Annotated in this window: 13 protein-coding genes; 5 read left to right on the top strand and 8 right to left on the bottom strand. The window is 63.8% G+C overall.

Annotation, left to right across the window (positions count from 1 at the left end):
- Positions 1-18: 18 nt before the first annotated feature.
- The 4 genes from IGS60_RS05870 to queE form a co-directional block, all read right to left on the bottom strand.
- On the bottom strand, positions 19-2,382 hold the full coding sequence (locus IGS60_RS05870) for a TonB-dependent hemoglobin/transferrin/lactoferrin family receptor (protein ID WP_230503002.1): 2,364 nt from the start codon (positions 2,380-2,382) through the stop codon (positions 19-21).
- A 241-nt stretch (positions 2,383-2,623) separates the two neighbouring features.
- Positions 2,624-3,133 (bottom strand): tRNA adenosine(34) deaminase TadA, encoded by a 510-nt coding sequence (gene tadA / locus IGS60_RS05865; protein WP_070218405.1) that lies wholly within the window; start codon positions 3,131-3,133, stop codon positions 2,624-2,626.
- A complete protein-coding gene (gene queD, locus IGS60_RS05860) occupies positions 3,126-3,572 on the bottom strand; it encodes a 6-carboxytetrahydropterin synthase QueD (protein ID WP_035819191.1) in 447 nt (148 codons plus the stop codon). Before queD ends, tadA begins: the two co-directional genes overlap by 8 nt.
- A 9-nt stretch (positions 3,573-3,581) precedes the next feature.
- Entirely contained in the window at positions 3,582-4,217 is a 636-nt protein-coding gene (gene queE, locus IGS60_RS05855; protein WP_070218406.1) for a 7-carboxy-7-deazaguanine synthase, read from the bottom strand.
- Between the two features lie 290 nt (positions 4,218-4,507).
- Here queE and IGS60_RS05850 point away from each other — a divergent pair, with 290 nt between their 5' ends.
- From IGS60_RS05850 to IGS60_RS05835, 4 genes are all read left to right on the top strand, one after another.
- Positions 4,508-5,407 (top strand): sensor histidine kinase, encoded by a 900-nt coding sequence (locus tag IGS60_RS05850; protein ID WP_230503001.1) that lies wholly within the window; start codon positions 4,508-4,510, stop codon positions 5,405-5,407.
- Positions 5,408-5,497: 90 nt separating this feature from the next.
- A complete protein-coding gene (locus tag IGS60_RS05845) occupies positions 5,498-6,484 on the top strand; it encodes a diguanylate cyclase (protein ID WP_230503000.1) in 987 nt (328 codons plus the stop codon).
- 142 nt (positions 6,485-6,626) lie between these two features.
- A complete protein-coding gene (locus IGS60_RS05840; RefSeq protein ID WP_230502999.1) occupies positions 6,627-9,503 on the top strand; it encodes a pitrilysin family protein in 2,877 nt (958 codons plus the stop codon).
- A gap of 106 nt (positions 9,504-9,609) precedes the next feature.
- On the top strand, positions 9,610-10,245 hold the full coding sequence (locus tag IGS60_RS05835) for a VOC family protein (RefSeq protein ID WP_230502998.1): 636 nt from the start codon (positions 9,610-9,612) through the stop codon (positions 10,243-10,245).
- Between the two features lie 37 nt (positions 10,246-10,282).
- On the opposite strand, the gene IGS60_RS05830 is transcribed toward IGS60_RS05835, so the two are convergent.
- Complete coding sequence (locus tag IGS60_RS05830) at positions 10,283-10,537, bottom strand: hypothetical protein (protein WP_121669572.1); 255 nt, start codon at positions 10,535-10,537, stop codon at positions 10,283-10,285.
- Between the two features lie 24 nt (positions 10,538-10,561).
- On the bottom strand, positions 10,562-11,347 hold the full coding sequence (locus IGS60_RS05825; protein ID WP_230502997.1) for a DNA/RNA non-specific endonuclease: 786 nt from the start codon (positions 11,345-11,347) through the stop codon (positions 10,562-10,564).
- 237 nt (positions 11,348-11,584) lie between these two features.
- On the opposite strand from IGS60_RS05825, the gene IGS60_RS05820 reads away from it, so the two are divergent.
- Complete coding sequence (locus IGS60_RS05820) at positions 11,585-12,112, top strand: SRPBCC family protein (RefSeq protein ID WP_034755971.1); 528 nt, start codon at positions 11,585-11,587, stop codon at positions 12,110-12,112.
- A gap of 72 nt (positions 12,113-12,184) precedes the next feature.
- Here the strand turns inward: IGS60_RS05820 and IGS60_RS05815 are convergent, their stop codons facing one another.
- On the bottom strand, positions 12,185-13,198 hold the full coding sequence (locus tag IGS60_RS05815) for a response regulator (protein ID WP_070218412.1): 1,014 nt from the start codon (positions 13,196-13,198) through the stop codon (positions 12,185-12,187).
- Positions 13,191-14,288: a hybrid sensor histidine kinase/response regulator gene (locus IGS60_RS05810; RefSeq protein ID WP_070310593.1), complete on the bottom strand. Its 1,098-nt coding sequence runs from the start codon at positions 14,286-14,288 to the stop codon at positions 13,191-13,193. Before IGS60_RS05810 ends, IGS60_RS05815 begins: the two co-directional genes overlap by 8 nt.

The following is a 14,288-nucleotide window of genomic DNA, read 5'->3' as shown; positions in this document are numbered from 1 at the left end:
CCCCTCCCCGGTAAAAATTTAGAAATTGACGCTGAGGCTGGCGGCGACGTTGCGGCCCGGTTTGGCGTAGCGCTCGATCTCGGCGCGGCTGGCGGCCGTGGTGCCGGCGGCCAGGCTGCGCGAGGCGGCGTAGTCCCAGTACTTGCGATCCGTCAAGTTGTACACGCCGACGACGATCTTCGCGTTTTTGTGCACATTCCAGTACGTCGACAGGTCGAAGATGGTGTACGACGGCACGGTAAACAGCGGGCCGGCATCGCCGATCAGCAGGTTTTCCGGCGCCTGCTTGGCGCCCGCATGCACGGCCGTCAGCGCCAGGCCGAACAGCTGGTTCGCATGGTCGTAGCCGAAGGTCAAGGCCGACTTGGCGGGCGCCACCGAGTTCAGGCCGCCGCTCTCGCCCGTCTGGGTATTGAAGGAGCGGCCCTTGGCCACGCCGGTCGCCAGGTCCACGTGATAGCCCTGCATGGCCGGCGCCCAGGCGCCCAGCTCGGCGCGCAGGGTCAGCTCGGCGCCCCAGGTGCGGGCATTGCCGATGTTTTCCGGGCGGAACAGGCCGCGCGTGATGGTGGGGTAGTTCACCGGATCATCTTTTTGCATCACATAGTCGATCATGTCCGTGTATTCCGTCTGGTAGACGGACGCGTGCATGCTCAAGCCCCTGGTGACGTCGCCCTTCAGGCCCAGTTCATACGCCTTGCTCGTTTCCTTGCGCAAGTTGGCATTGCCCAGCACGGCATAGCCCTGCCCCGTGCCCGTATAGCTGAACGAGTCGTAGGTGCCCGTGCGCTCGGCCGCCGTCGGCAGGCGCGTGCCGCGCGTGAAGGTGGCGTAGGCGTTCATCTGCGGCAAGACTTCCACGGACAGGCTCAGGCTGGGCGTGAAATAGGTGTCGCTCTCTTCGCGCACTTCCTTGGCCGCGTTCGGCACGGCGATCGCATAGGTTTGCAGGTTTTTCGGTTCGTTCTTGCGGTAATCGGCACGCAAGCCCGGCGTCAGCACGGCTTTCTTGCCCGCCAGATTGAAACTGAAATCGTCGCGCACATACAGGGCCAGCTTGCTCGTGTCCATGTCGGCCATGCGGTTCTTGTTGGTGACCTGATGCTGGCCCGTGGCGACGATGACGCGGTCTTCGCGCCACGGACGGCGCGTTTTCAGCTGTTCCAGCTGCACGCCGTACAGCAGCGCGTTGTCCGCATTGAGCTGCTTGAACGCTTCCGACGTCAGGCCGATGCTGTCATTCTTGAAATTGGTATCGATGGCGCGCCGAGCCGGACTGCCGAACGTGTAGAGGCCTTGCGTCTTGTCCTCGGTTTTCGCGTTCTGCAGATAGACCTTCGACGTCAGGCGGTCGAACAGGGCAAAATCCTTGAGCACCACGTCGTGGCCCAGGCTCACGCGCGTGCGCTTGGTGGTGGAATCCTGCTGCACGCCCGTCGGATAATACGTGCTGACCTTGCTGCGCAGGTCGCGCTTGTTCTTGCGCTCGAACATGTCGACCGTCAAGTCCAGCTTCTGTTCGCCAGGCAAGGTCCACACGAGCTTGGACAGCAAGGCGTTCGAATGCCAGTCGTCCGGGTTAACGGGCGTGGTACCGCGACTGTCCATCTGCTCGCCATCGCGGTGCACGTAGACGGCCAGGCCTTGCAGATTGGCGCCGATTTTGGCGGCGCCCGTCAGGGTGTGCGCATTGCTGCGGTCGGCCGTGGCGCGGCCGTATTTATAGGCCACGTAATGGTCTTGCCCTTCGCCCAGGTAATCCTCGGGCGACTTGGTGATGAAGGCCACGCCGCCGCCCAGGCCGGGATTGGCGCCGCTGGCCGCCGTCGTGCCCGAATCGATGCGCACTTCGCGGAAGGTTTCCGGATCAAAATAATCACGGCCCGTGGCGAAAGCGTTGAGGGTGTTGCCGTCCGGCTTGGGCGCCGCGTCGGGCAGCGAGATGCCGTCGAGTTCCAGGCTGACCCGGTTGCCTTCCAGACCGCGGATGTTGTAACCGGTATTGCCGGAGCCGTCCCACACGCTGCCGCTGCCCGAGGCCGCCGCCGGCGCACTGATCAAGGGCAAATAGCGCACGATGCCGCCCATCTCCGTGACATTGCGGCGCTCCAGGTCGTCCGCCGTGACGACCGTCTTGGTGCCGGCGCGGCGCTCATAGTCTTGCTTGGCGTTGACGACGATTTCCGGGAAGACAGGCAACTTGGCCGGCTCCTGAGCGGCCGTGCCCGCATTGATGGCGGCCGTCTGCGCGAGAGCAGGCAGCATCGGCGCCGCGAACAGGCCCAGCAAGGCGGCGCGCAGCACCAGGTTATGGCGGCGGGCAGGCAGATGAGCTGAGAATACGACGGGTGCAGCGGTGCGCTGCGGAAGCACAGTAGTCATGATGGTCCGGTTTAAGAGTGGAGGCTGGCTCTTGAACCCGGATCGATAACGAAAGTGTTAACGATGCATAAGGAAAGTTTGCTGGCGAAAACAATACTGTAACACGAATCATTCTCATTTGAGAATGGCAATTGGTCTAGACAGATGTTATTTCGCAACAATTATAAAAATGCCAGCCGGATGGCTGGCAAGGGATGGCTGGCATTCTGGCAAAGCCATGGCGGCCCTGCCCTGCCCGGCGTCAGGTAGCCGGACTGGCCAGCTTGCGCGCTTCCGCCTGCGCACGGCGGCGCTCGGCAAAGAAACGCTTGAGAAAAGCGCCGCACTCGTCGGCCAGCACCCCGCCAACGATCGCCGTCTGGTGGTTCAGCGCGGGCTGCTCGAACAGGTTCAGCACGGAGCCGCAGGCGCCCGTCTTCGGGTCGCCCGCGCCGTAGACCACGCGCGCCAGCCGGGCATGCAGCATGGCGCCCGAACACATCACGCACGGCTCCAGGGTCACGTACAGCTCGCAGCCGGGCAGCCGGTAGTTGCCCAGCTTTTCGGCGGCGGCGCGCAAGGCCATCACTTCCGCGTGCGCCGTGGGGTCGTGGCGGCCGATGGGCTGGTTGTAGCCCACGGCGATGACTTCGTCATCCTTGACGACGACGGCGCCGACGGGCACTTCACCCAGGTCCCACGCGTGCTGGGCCTGCTCCAGGGCCAGCTGCATGTAGCGCGCATCGCGCGCGCCAGCGTGCATTTCAGTCATCGGTCACTTCTGCCCAGCAATTTGGCGTTTCATGCAGCACCAGCTTATGCAGGTGCAAGCCCGTGCCGAAATGGTCGGTGAACGCCGCTTTCAGTATCTCGAAGGCGATGCGCGCCAGGTTTTCCACGGTGGGGATGCGGTCGATGACGACGGTTTTATGGTCGGGCAGGCTGGCCAGGAAATCGCGCACGGCCGTATCTTTCTCGTAGACGAGGAAGGCGTGGTCCCAGACGTCGACCAGGTGCTGCTTGGCCAGGGTTTTCACGTCGGAAAAATCCATGATCATGCCATTGTCGGAATTGCCTTCCGCTTCGATGACCTTGCCGACCAGCGTGATTTCCACCGTGTAGCGGTGGCCGTGCAGGTTGCGGCACTGGCTTTTGTGGTCGGGAATGCGGTGGCCCGCGTCGAATTCGAGCTTGCGTGTGATAGTCAGCATATTGTTTTATTAAGGTATTTGCAGGAGTTTATGGGTTTGCAGGCTCAGCTTCCACTTCGGGTTGCTTTTGCACGTCTCGATGGCCAGCTTCATGTTGTGCGCGGCCAGGGGGCCATCCATCGCCTGCACGAAGAAGTTCTCGAAGTCGAGCCCTTCGTAGGCGGCCAGGTCTTGCTGGAACTGGGGGATGACGACCTTGATCTCATTGCCCTTGTGGACGACCAGTGTCGAACCCATCTTCGGGCTGACGCAAATCCAGTCCACGCCGGCCGGCACGGGCAAGGTGCCGTTGGTTTCGATGGCGATGGTAAAGCCGACCGCGTGCATGGCGTCGATCAGGGCCGTGTCCAGCTGCAGCAGCGGTTCGCCGCCCGTAAACACCACGTATTTGCTCGGCGCGTAGCTGGCCGGCCACAGGCTGTCGATCAGCGCGGCCAGCTCCTCGGGCGTCTTGAACTTGCCGCCCAGTTCGCCATCGGTGCCGACGAAATCCGTGTCGCAGAACTGGCACACGGCCGTGGCGCGGTCGCTTTCGCGGCCCGTCCACAGATTGCAGCCGGAAAAGCGGCAAAACACGGCCGGACGGCCCGCGTGCGCACCTTCGCCCTGCAGGGTGTAAAAAATCTCTTTGATGCTATAAGTCACTGTATTTCCTAAGAGCTGGCCGGCACATCGCGCATGGATGCGGGCGCGCCCGGCGCAAAACACCTGGCCGGGGGCGTGAAGCCGATTGACAACCCTCTATTATATGCCGCCGCGACACTTCCCGTGCAAATGCCGTGCCTGCCGTCTGGCGCCGCGGCATCCGGCAGCAAGAAAGCCACAGCGGCCGGCAAAACTGCGCAGCTTTTGCGTTTAGACAATATAAATATCCCAAGGTTAATATATTTTCTGTAAGAACATTGCCTACTGGAAAACATTTAGGGAGCGAGAAAATGATGCAACGCTGGCTACGCCCGCCGTGTCGCCTGAGCATTCTGGCTTGCCTGGCGGCCGGCGCACTCGCTTCTCTGCACGCCGGTTACGCCGCCGGCCCGATACTGCAGACCGGCACGCCCTTGCGCCTGATGCTGGCCTGCGCCATCCTGTGCGGTGCGCTGGCGCTGATGCTGTGGCGCCAGCACCGCCTGGCGCTGCGCCTGCGGGCGCTGGAACAGCTGCGCGCGGACGCCGAGCAGGAGCGCCTGGCCAGCGGGCAGCAGCGGGCGCGCGAACAGGAGCGCCAGCGCATCGGGCGCGACATCCACGACGACCTGGGCCAGCATCTGCTGACCTTGAAGATCGACCTGTCCATGCTGCAGACCAGCACGCATGGCGCGGCGCCCCAGCTGGCGCAGCAATTGGCCGTGATCGTGCGCAATGTCGACCTCAGCATCGCTGCACTGCGCTGCGTCATCCATGACTTGCGCCCGCCCGCCCTCGACGCCGGGCTGCAAGCAGCATGCGAAGAGCTGCTGGCCGACTTCCGGCGCACCACGGGCATTGATTGCCGTTTCGATTACCGGCTCGACGCCGCCGCCGGCCGAGCGCATGGCGTCTTGCTGTACCACGTGGTGCAGGAAGCGCTGGCCAATATCGCCCGCCACGCGCGCGCCACGCATGTCCGGCTGTGCCTGCAGCAAGCGGGCGCCACCGTGACGTGCCGCATCCGCGACGACGGCATCGGGCTGCCGGGCTCGCCGCCGCGCCTCGGTTGCGGCCTGTCCGGCATGCATGAGCGCGTGGCCGCCGCCGGCGGCAGCCTGCACATCGCCAGCCGCAGCGGCGCCGGCACCACCTTGCGCCTGTCGCTGCCGCTGCCGGTCCGCCATGACGAGGCGATGGCCCATCGCTGAAAATATTGCTCAATATCAACACCTTCGGCCCGCCACGCTGCATCATGGCCAACGAACCAGCCCCCACTCACGCCCAAGAAGGATGCTTTCATGCCGGATAGCCACGCACATGCCAGCGTATCGCCGTATGGTGAAGCCCAGGGTTTCGCCGTCAAGATGATGGAATTACTGGTCGTGCCGACCTTCGTACTCGATGTGCATGGCAGGGTGATGATCTGGAACCGCGCCTGCGAGCAGCTGACGGGCGTGCCAGCGTCCGAAGTGCTGGGCGCGCGCGAGCCGGGCCGCTGCTTTTACAACGACGAGCGCCCCACCCTGGCCGACCTGCTGCTGTCCGGGCGCGGCGGCGACATGCGCGCCCTGCATGCCCAGCAACAATATCGCAGCGGCACGGGCAGCAACCTGTGCGCGGAAAACTGGTGCGACATGCCGCGCACGGGGCGGCGGCGCTACCTGGCCGTCGATGCCAGTCCCATCCATGGCAATCACGGTGAACTGATCGCCGTGGTCGAAACCCTGCGCGACATGACCGAGGAAAAACGCGCGCAGGTGGAACTGGAACGCCTGGCCACGCGCGATGGCTTGACGGGGCTGGCCAACCGGCGTTGCTTTGACGACACCATCCTGGCCGAGTGGCAGCGCGCGCAGCGGCAGGAGCAGCCCCTGTCGCTGCTGATGGTCGACGTCGACAATTTCAAGGAATATAACGACAGCCACGGCCACCAGGGCGGCGACCTGTGCCTGCGCAAGGTGGCCGGCGCCGTGGCCAGCGAAATGCGCACGAACGACCTGGTGGCCCGCTACGGCGGCGAAGAATTTGCCGTCATCCTGCCGAACCAGTCGCTCAAGGGCGCGGCCATCGTGGCCGAACGCATCCGCCAGCGCGTGGAACGGCTGCAGCTGCCGCGCAAGCGTCCCGACGGCGCCTGCGTCACCGTCAGCATCGGCGCCGCCACGGCCCTGCCCGGCCCCGGCACGGAACTGGGGCAGCTGATCCACACGGCCGACTGCGCCCTGTACCGCGCCAAGCACCTGGGCCGCAACCGCATCAGCCTGCCGGAAACGACGCTGACCTGAGCACCTGTCCCTGCGGCACGCCTTGCCTGCCCTGACGGGGCCGCCCCTTCATGCCAAAACGCCTTGCCCCTATGCACGGCGGCATGAATATTCTATGCTGCGGCGTTGCACTTTCATAACATCCAAAAAAGAAGGAGCCCCCGTGTCAAGAATCATGCCTGCTTTATTACCCGCTTTCGCCCTGGCCCTGTCGGCCATGGCCGCGTCGAACCTGGGTGCCGCGCCCGTCAAACCGGCCGCCGCCCACGGCGCCACCGCCGCCAAGGCCGATTTGCTGCCGTTCAAGGCCACGGAAAAAACCCTGGCCAACGGCTTGAAAATCATCGTCGTGCCGACGGGCTTCCCGAACCTGGTCTCGCTGCAGATTCCCGTGCAGACAGGTTCGCGCAATGAAGTCGAACCGGGCAAGTCCGGCTTCGCGCATTTCTTCGAGCACATGATGTTCCGCGGCACCAAGGCCTATCCGCCCGAGAAATACCAGGAAGTCATCACCCGCGCCGGCGCGCGCCAGAACGCCTATACGAGCGACGACCTGACCAATTACCACACGACGTTCGCCAAGCAGGACCTGGAAACCGTGCTGAAGGTGGAGGCGGACCGCTTCCAGCACCTCGACTATGCGGAAGACGCGTTCAAGACGGAATCGCGGGCCGTGCTGGGCGAATACAACAAGAACAGCGCCAATCCCGTCTCGAAACTGTTCGAAGTGATGCGCGACAGCGCCTACACGACGCATACCTACAAGCATACGACGATGGGTTTCATCCAGGACATCGAAGACATGCCGAACCAGTACGCGTACTCGAAACTGTTCTTCGACCGCTGGTACCGACCCGAGCGCACCACCATCATCATCGCCGGCGACGTGGAGCCGCAGCAGGCCATCGCGCTGGTGGAAAAATACTGGAGCGGCTGGCAGCGCGGCAAGCAGCAGGCGGCCGTGCCCGTCGAACCCGCGCCGCGCGGCCCCGTCTACAAGCACGTGGCCTGGCCCACGCCGACCCTGCCGTGGGTAGCCGTGGGCTTCCACGCGCCCGCGTTTTCCGTCAAGGACAAGGACCAGGCGGCGCTGGCGACCTTGCTGTCGCTGTCGTTCGGCCGCACCTCGCCGCTGTATAAACGCCTCGTGCAAAACGAGCAAAAGGTCGACCAGTTGTTCGAGATGACGCCGGACCGGGTCGATCCGACCCTGGCCGTGCTCGGCGCGCGCGTGAAAAACGTCGATGACGCCGTCTACGTGCGCGACGCCATCCTGGCCACCGTGGCGCGGCTGCGCGACACGCCGGTGAGCGAAAAAGACCTGGCGGACGCCAAATCGGCCGAAAAATACGGCTTGATCCGCTCCCTCGACAATACGGAGCAGATCGCCGGCACCCTGGCGTCCTTCGTGCATTTCGACCGCTCGTATGCCACCATCAACCAGTACTACCGCCTGATCGACACGCTCACGCCAGCCGACCTGCAGGCGGCCGCGCGCAAATACCTGACGGATGACGGCCTGGTGGTGACCACCCTGTCGCACCAGCCGATGGCAGCCGCCATCGCCACCACGCCAAAGCTGGCCAGCCTGCTACCGGCCGCCTCGAACGCGAAGTTCGACGTGCTGGTGCAAAAGTCCGCGCTGCCGCAAATCCGCTACAAGCTGCTGTTTACGGCCGGTTCCGCGCAAGATCCGCAAGGCAAGGAAGGCCTGGCCGCGCTGACGGCCGCGATGGTGGCGTCGGGCGGCTCGTCCGAGCGCAAGATCGACGAAGTCAACCAGGCACTGTTCCCGCTCGCCGGCAGTTTCAGCCAGCAGACGGACAAGGAAATGACGACGTTTACGGGTTCCATCCACAAGGATAACTGGACCCAGTTCAACGCCATCGCCCTGCCGCTGCTGCTCTCGCCCGGTTTCCGCGAAGACGACTTCCGCCGCCTGAAGGATGCGCAAAAGAACGCGCTGCTGCTGGACCTGAAGGACAACAACGAAGAGGAATTCGCCAAGGAACGCCTGCAAACCAATGTGTATGCGGGCACGCCGTACGGCCATCCCGTACTGGGCACGGTCGCCGGCATCGACGCCATCACCCTGGACGACGTGAAACAGTTCTGGAAGACGGCGTATGCGCAAGGCGCCGTCAAGGTGGGCCTTTCCGGCGATGTGACGGACGCCATGACGGCGTCGCTGACGCAGGCGCTGGGCAAGCTACCGGCCGGCCCCGGCTTGCCGGCCACCGTCAAGCCCGCGGGCCGCAAGGCGCAGGGACTGGAAGTGGAAATCATCGAGAAGAACACGCGCGCCACGGCCATCTCGTTCGGCCTGCCTTTGGAGGTGACGCGCACGCACCCGGACTTCCCCGCCCTGTGGCTGGCGAAGACGTGGCTGGGCGAGCACCGCGCCTCGAATTCCTACCTGTACCAGCGCATCCGTGAAATCCGCGGCATGAACTACGGCGATTACGCGTACATCGAAGCTTTCCCGCGCGGCATGTATCAGTTCTTCCCGAATCCGAACCTGGGCCGCAAGGCGCAGCTGTTCGAAATCTGGATCCGCCCCGTGGCGCCGGACAACGCCCACTTCGCCCTGCGCGTGGCGCTGACGGAATTGGGCAAGCTCATCGACAACGGCCTGACGCAGGACGATTTCGCCACCACGCGCGATTACCTGATGAAGAACGTCTTCGTCATGACGTCGACGCAAGACCAGCAACTCGGTTACGCGCTCGATTCGCAATGGTATGGCACGCCCGAGTTCACCAAGCTGATGCGTGACGGCTTGTCGAAACTGACGGTGCAAGACGTCAACCGCGCCATCAAACAGCACTTGTCGGCGAAGAACCTGTCCGTGGTGATCGTTGCCAAGGATGCGGCTGGCCTGAAGGAAAAGCTCGTCAGCGACGCGTTTTCTCCCATCAAGTATGACGGCAACAAGCCGCAGGCCCTGCTCGATGAAGACAAGGTCATCGGCGCGATGCAGCTGAACATCAAGCCGGAGGCCGTCACGGTGACGCCGGCGGCGCAGGCGTTTGCGAAGTAAGAGCTAGTGCTGGATCAACCTCATCTGACGAAGAATGTCGGATGAGGTTACCTCCGAGGATGACCTGGCATGAACATCTCAACGACCTTACGGTGAAGGATCTGCAATGCCACGCTGCCACATTGACCATATCGCCATCACGGCGCCAACGCTGGAAGCGGGTGCGGAGCTGGTGCGGCTGGCGCTGGGGGTGGAACCTCAGGCTGGCGGAGCACATGCCCGCATGGGGACGCACAACCTTCTGTTGCGGCTTGGCGATGCTGTCTATCTGGAGGTGATCGCGCCCGACCCCAGGGCGCCGCTGCCGTCCAGGCCCCGCTGGTTCGCGCTTGCCACCCTGGCCGCCGATGCGGTGCCGGCACTCGCCACCTGGGTAGCCCGCACCACCGATATCCAGGCAAGCGTTGCGGCTTGTTCGGAGCCGCTTGGAAATATCGAAGCCATGAGCCGAGGCGCCCTGAATTGGCTGATCACCATCCCCGATGATGGCGCGTTGCCCCTGAACGGCGTCGCCCCGGCACTCATCGAGTGGCAGGCAGAGGCGCACCCCGCGGCCAAACTGCAGGATCATGGGCTGTCCCTCATCAAGCTGGAACTGTTTCATCCCGAACCCGAACGCATTGCTCGCTTGCTGCTATCGCTGGGCCTGGATAGCCAGCTGACGGTGCACCCATCGACAGGGGAACGCGGCGCCGGCCTGGTGGCCCACATCGATACGCCGCAGGGGCCGCGCCAACTGTAAGCAAGGGGGACGATCAACCGCCCCCGAGCTTGCCAACTCACTCGAAGGGATTGGCCACCGACGTCACCTCGGGCGGCGGCAGCTGGTCCGGCAGTTCCCGCTTTTCCAGCTGCGCCACCACGTCGGCCAGCAGCTTTTGCAGCTGCTTCGCCAGCGCCAGGCCCGGCTTGTCCAGGGTCAGGTCGATGTCGCCGCTGATGCTGATGCGGTCGACACGGTTTTCGATGGTCAGGCTGCCAATTTCCAGCACATCGCTTTCATTGGCATACGGGACGAATTTTTTTGCGCACATGGGATTTCCTTTTTGACGGTCTTGTTATTTCTTGGACTTGCTCTTCACCTTGGGCAAACTCAGCATGCGCAGTTTCTGCTGGCGCGTCAGCGACGGTAACAGATCGATGCCTATCCTGTCTTCCAGTTGCGCAATGCTCAGCACTTCATACGTCTTGGTATCGACGTTTTCAATGAAGTAGGCGGCGCCGGCGCGCTGGCGCGGGCTGTACACGGCCTTGTACAGATGACTGGGCACGATGACTCTTCCCACCTTGCGCAGGTTGCCGCCAATAAAAGCCGGGCCCGTGATCACGTACAGGTCGCCCTCTTTCTTCGCCATCTTGCGCACGGCGCCTTCGATGCCGGCCCACACATAGCGGTTGTTGCGCGCGTCTTGCGGCACCATGTTAGCCAAGGTAAAGCTGTCGCGCTGGCTCTGGCGGTCCGGCATGTCGCCGTTGGGCGCCATGTGACCACGGTCGAAGCCGCTGCGCGCGTAGTCGGCCAATTCGGCGCGCTGGGCGGCGGGCAGCTTGCGTTCAGCGTGAAAGGAGTTTTCGCGCGACAAATCCTGCGCCGCTTCCAGATTGTTGGCCGTCAAGTGCTCGGCCGACCACAGCGGCGTGCGCGTGATACCCGAGTGCATGACGCCAAACACGTTGTAGCACAGCTCTTTGGTTGCCACGTCCAGCTTGGGGTTGGTGATTTCCGGCTTGCGGCCGTCGACGTAGTGGGCGGGACAGGCATCGGCATGCGCCAGGTTCGCGGCAAAGGCGGAAGCCAGCACGCCGCACGCCAGGGTCAGCCTGGCGATCGTTCCTTGAATCATATTTCCCTTTGAAATCTTTGCAGGCCAGCATTCTAGCGGACGGCGGCCCTCGCCACAAACCGGCACCAGCCTGGCGTGCGCGCCTGTGCGGGGCGGCAAATTGGCGTGCAGGCGGGCGGGCAAGCGGCCCTGCGCAAAGCCGGCGCAAATAAAGGCCAACAGGCCGCGCACGGCCATTCATATCTGCTAAGATTGCCTTGATTCGTTCGCATCGACCATTCAAGATTTGGAGAGCATATGATCAAAAAAACCCTGCTGCTGATCGTTGTCGTCGTCGCCGCCATCCTCGGCTATGCCACCACCAAGCCCGACACCTTCAGTGTCCAGCGCGAAATCACCATCAAGGCCCCGCCCGAGAAAATCGCCGCCCTGATCACGGACTTCCATTACTGGGCCGCCTGGTCGCCGTGGGAAAAGCTCGATCCGGCCATGCGCCGCACGTTTACGGGCCCGGCCAATGGCCTGGGCGCGCAGTATGCATGGCAAGGCAATGACAAGGTGGGCGCCGGCCGCATGGAAATCACGGAGGCGGCCCAGCCCGAACGCACCGTCATCAAGCTGGACTTCCTCAAGCCGTTTGAAAGCCACAACACCACCACCTTTACCATGACTCCCGAGGGCGACGGCACCAAGGTGAACTGGACCATGACCGGCCCCAGCCCTTACGTCAGCAAGGTCATGACCGTCTTCGTCAGCATGGACAGGATGATCGGCAAGGATTTTGAAAAAGGCCTGAACAACCTGAAGGCGGCTGCTGAACGCTAAGTCTGCTCGCAGCACATGGCAACAGGGCCCGCGCGGCCCTGTTTTATTTGGCGCTCCCCCTTGCGGGCCCCGTCAGAACTGCTCGATCCAGGCGGCCAGGTGATCCGGCGTGAGCGCCGGTTCAGCCTGCACTACCTTGCCCTGCAAGCCCAGTTCCGTCTTGCTGAGCTGCAATGACCAGCCGCGCCGTGCCAGCCACAACAAGCTGGCCAGCCAGAACGAGTGGATGGCCGAGACGGGCGCCGTGGTCGGCGTTTCCAGGAATTCCGTCAGCAGCCGGCCATCGAGGAACAGCGCCGTGCCGCCCTGGTTTTGCAGCGCCGCGCCAAACACGGGCAGCAGCATGTCGATCGCCTGCTCCACGCCGCGCCCCGGATGCTCGCGCTCGAGCGTGTCGAGCTGCTGGCGCACGGCGGCAGCAAAGGCCGTGCCGCGGAAGGCTTCCGAACTGACCAGGTCGGCATAATCCATCAGCAACCAGTCCGGCTCGGGCGGCGTGACGCCGGCCGTCAGGGCCGCCGACAGATACGCTTCCACAGGCAGCTGCTGTTCCGGACCGGCCAGGCTGGCGCACAAGGCGTACAGGGTGCCGATGCGGTTGGCGACGGCTTGCCGCTGGCGCACCATCAGCTTTTCGCGCAGCAACTGGGCGTGCTCATTGCGCAAGCGCGCCAGTTCCAGCGCCTGCTTGAGTTCCATGCGCAACGCCGCGATATCCCACGGCTTCTGGATGTAGCGGTGGATCTGCCCCTGGTTGACGGCTTCCACCGTGTGCTCGAGCTCGGAATACGCGGTGGTCAGGATGCGCACGATGTGCGGATGGCGGTCCCAGCAATACGACAGCAGCTCGTTGCCGTAGGCGCCGGGCATGCGCTGGTCGGAGACCAGCACGGCGATGCGGTCGGCCTGCTCGTCGAGTATGCGCTTGCCTTCCTCGACCGAAGTGGCCGTCAGCACGTCGGCCAGCGGCGCGATGGCGCGCTGGAAGTATTTGAGGGCGTTGGCCTCATCATCGACATAGAGTATCGTCGGCAAGCCTTGCGCCGGCTCACGCTGAGCCGGTAAACGCAGATTGGCGTCAATCATGCTCGTTCCTTATATGTACTGGAAAATTCAGGGTTACCGTGGTGGAAGTGTCAAATTCGGTGGCGATATCGAGGTTGCCGCCGAACGACTGCATCATGCGGTGGCAAAACACCATGCCCCAGCCCTTGCCTTCGCCGCCACCGGCACTGACGGGGTCGCTCAACAGCTGTGTAACGATCTCGGGGGCGATGCCGGCACCATTGTCGCGCACCGCGATGCGGCCCGCATCGATGCGGATGCCGATCGCTGGATGGGCTTGCTCGCCGGCCGAACGCAAGGCATTCGCCAGCACCGACGATAAAATCAGCGCGACGCAATTGGGCGACTCGGCAATGGAGAAATCGTCGCCCACTTCCACTGTAATGGCGGCGCGCTGGTCCGTGCTCAAGGGATAGCTGTCGAGCAAGGCATCCAGCAGCTGGCGCGCGCTGCCGGCGCGGCGTCCGCCCTGCATGCCGGGCCCGGCGCTGGCCAGGCGCACCGTGTCGACAAAGCTGGCCAGCACGGACAAACAATAGCGCGCATTGTCGTGCATCAAGGCGGCCGCTTCGCCGATCTCGGCCTGCGGTGCGGCGTCCGCCTGCGCGCGGCGCGCAATGCCGCGCGCAAAATTGGCGATGGCCGCCAGCGGCGTGTTCAATTCATGCGCGAGAAAGGCCAGCGATTCCTCCATCGCCACCAGGCCCTGGCGGCGGGCGGCGCGCTCGCGTCCCGTCTGCACGGCCAGCTGCAGCGCCGCTTGCATGGCGGCCAGGTCGAGCGGTTTTTCCAGCAAACGGAACAAGGTGCCGCCGTTGATCAGCTCGAGCAGCACGTCCTTGTCCGCATACGCGGTGACGAGCATGCAGACGATGTGCGGATAGCGCTGCGCCACTTCCTGCAGCAATTCGCTGCCCAGGCGGTCCGGCATGCGGTAATCGGTGACGAGCACGTCGATCTGGCCGGCCTCGTCTTCCAGCAAGGCCAGCGCAGCATCGACGCTCTGCGCCGTCAGTACGCGGTAGCGCTGGCCGACGGCGCGCTCGAAATACTTGCAGGCGAGCGCTTCGTCGTCCACGTACAGCACGCTGGCGCGGCTATCGTTATCCAT

Origin of the sequence: Janthinobacterium sp. FW305-128 (assembly GCF_020858135.1) — a bacterium.
Taxonomy (GTDB): domain Bacteria; phylum Pseudomonadota; class Gammaproteobacteria; order Burkholderiales; family Burkholderiaceae_D; genus Janthinobacterium.
This window is presented reverse-complemented; position numbering and strand designations above follow the sequence as displayed.

Excerpts from the sequence above, each read along its gene's own strand:
- IGS60_RS05870 (WP_230503002.1), bottom strand. The coding sequence starts at position 2,382 with ATGACTACTGTGCTTCCGCAGCGCACCGCTGCACCCGTCGTATTCTCA.
- tadA (WP_070218405.1), bottom strand. The coding sequence starts at position 3,133 with ATGACTGAAATGCACGCTGGCGCGCGCGATGCGCGCTACATGCAGCTG.
- queD (WP_035819191.1), bottom strand. The coding sequence starts at position 3,572 with ATGCTGACTATCACACGCAAGCTCGAATTCGACGCGGGCCACCGCATT.
- IGS60_RS05850 (WP_230503001.1), top strand. The coding sequence starts at position 4,508 with ATGATGCAACGCTGGCTACGCCCGCCGTGTCGCCTGAGCATTCTGGCT.
- IGS60_RS05845 (WP_230503000.1), top strand. The coding sequence starts at position 5,498 with ATGCCGGATAGCCACGCACATGCCAGCGTATCGCCGTATGGTGAAGCC.
- IGS60_RS05835 (WP_230502998.1), top strand. The coding sequence starts at position 9,610 with ATGCCACGCTGCCACATTGACCATATCGCCATCACGGCGCCAACGCTG.
- IGS60_RS05830 (WP_121669572.1), bottom strand. The coding sequence starts at position 10,537 with ATGTGCGCAAAAAAATTCGTCCCGTATGCCAATGAAAGCGATGTGCTG.
- IGS60_RS05825 (WP_230502997.1), bottom strand. The coding sequence starts at position 11,347 with ATGATTCAAGGAACGATCGCCAGGCTGACCCTGGCGTGCGGCGTGCTG.
- IGS60_RS05820 (WP_034755971.1), top strand. The coding sequence starts at position 11,585 with ATGATCAAAAAAACCCTGCTGCTGATCGTTGTCGTCGTCGCCGCCATC.
- IGS60_RS05815 (WP_070218412.1), bottom strand. The coding sequence starts at position 13,198 with ATGATTGACGCCAATCTGCGTTTACCGGCTCAGCGTGAGCCGGCGCAA.
- IGS60_RS05810 (WP_070310593.1), bottom strand. The coding sequence starts at position 14,288 with ATGGATAACGATAGCCGCGCCAGCGTGCTGTACGTGGACGACGAAGCG.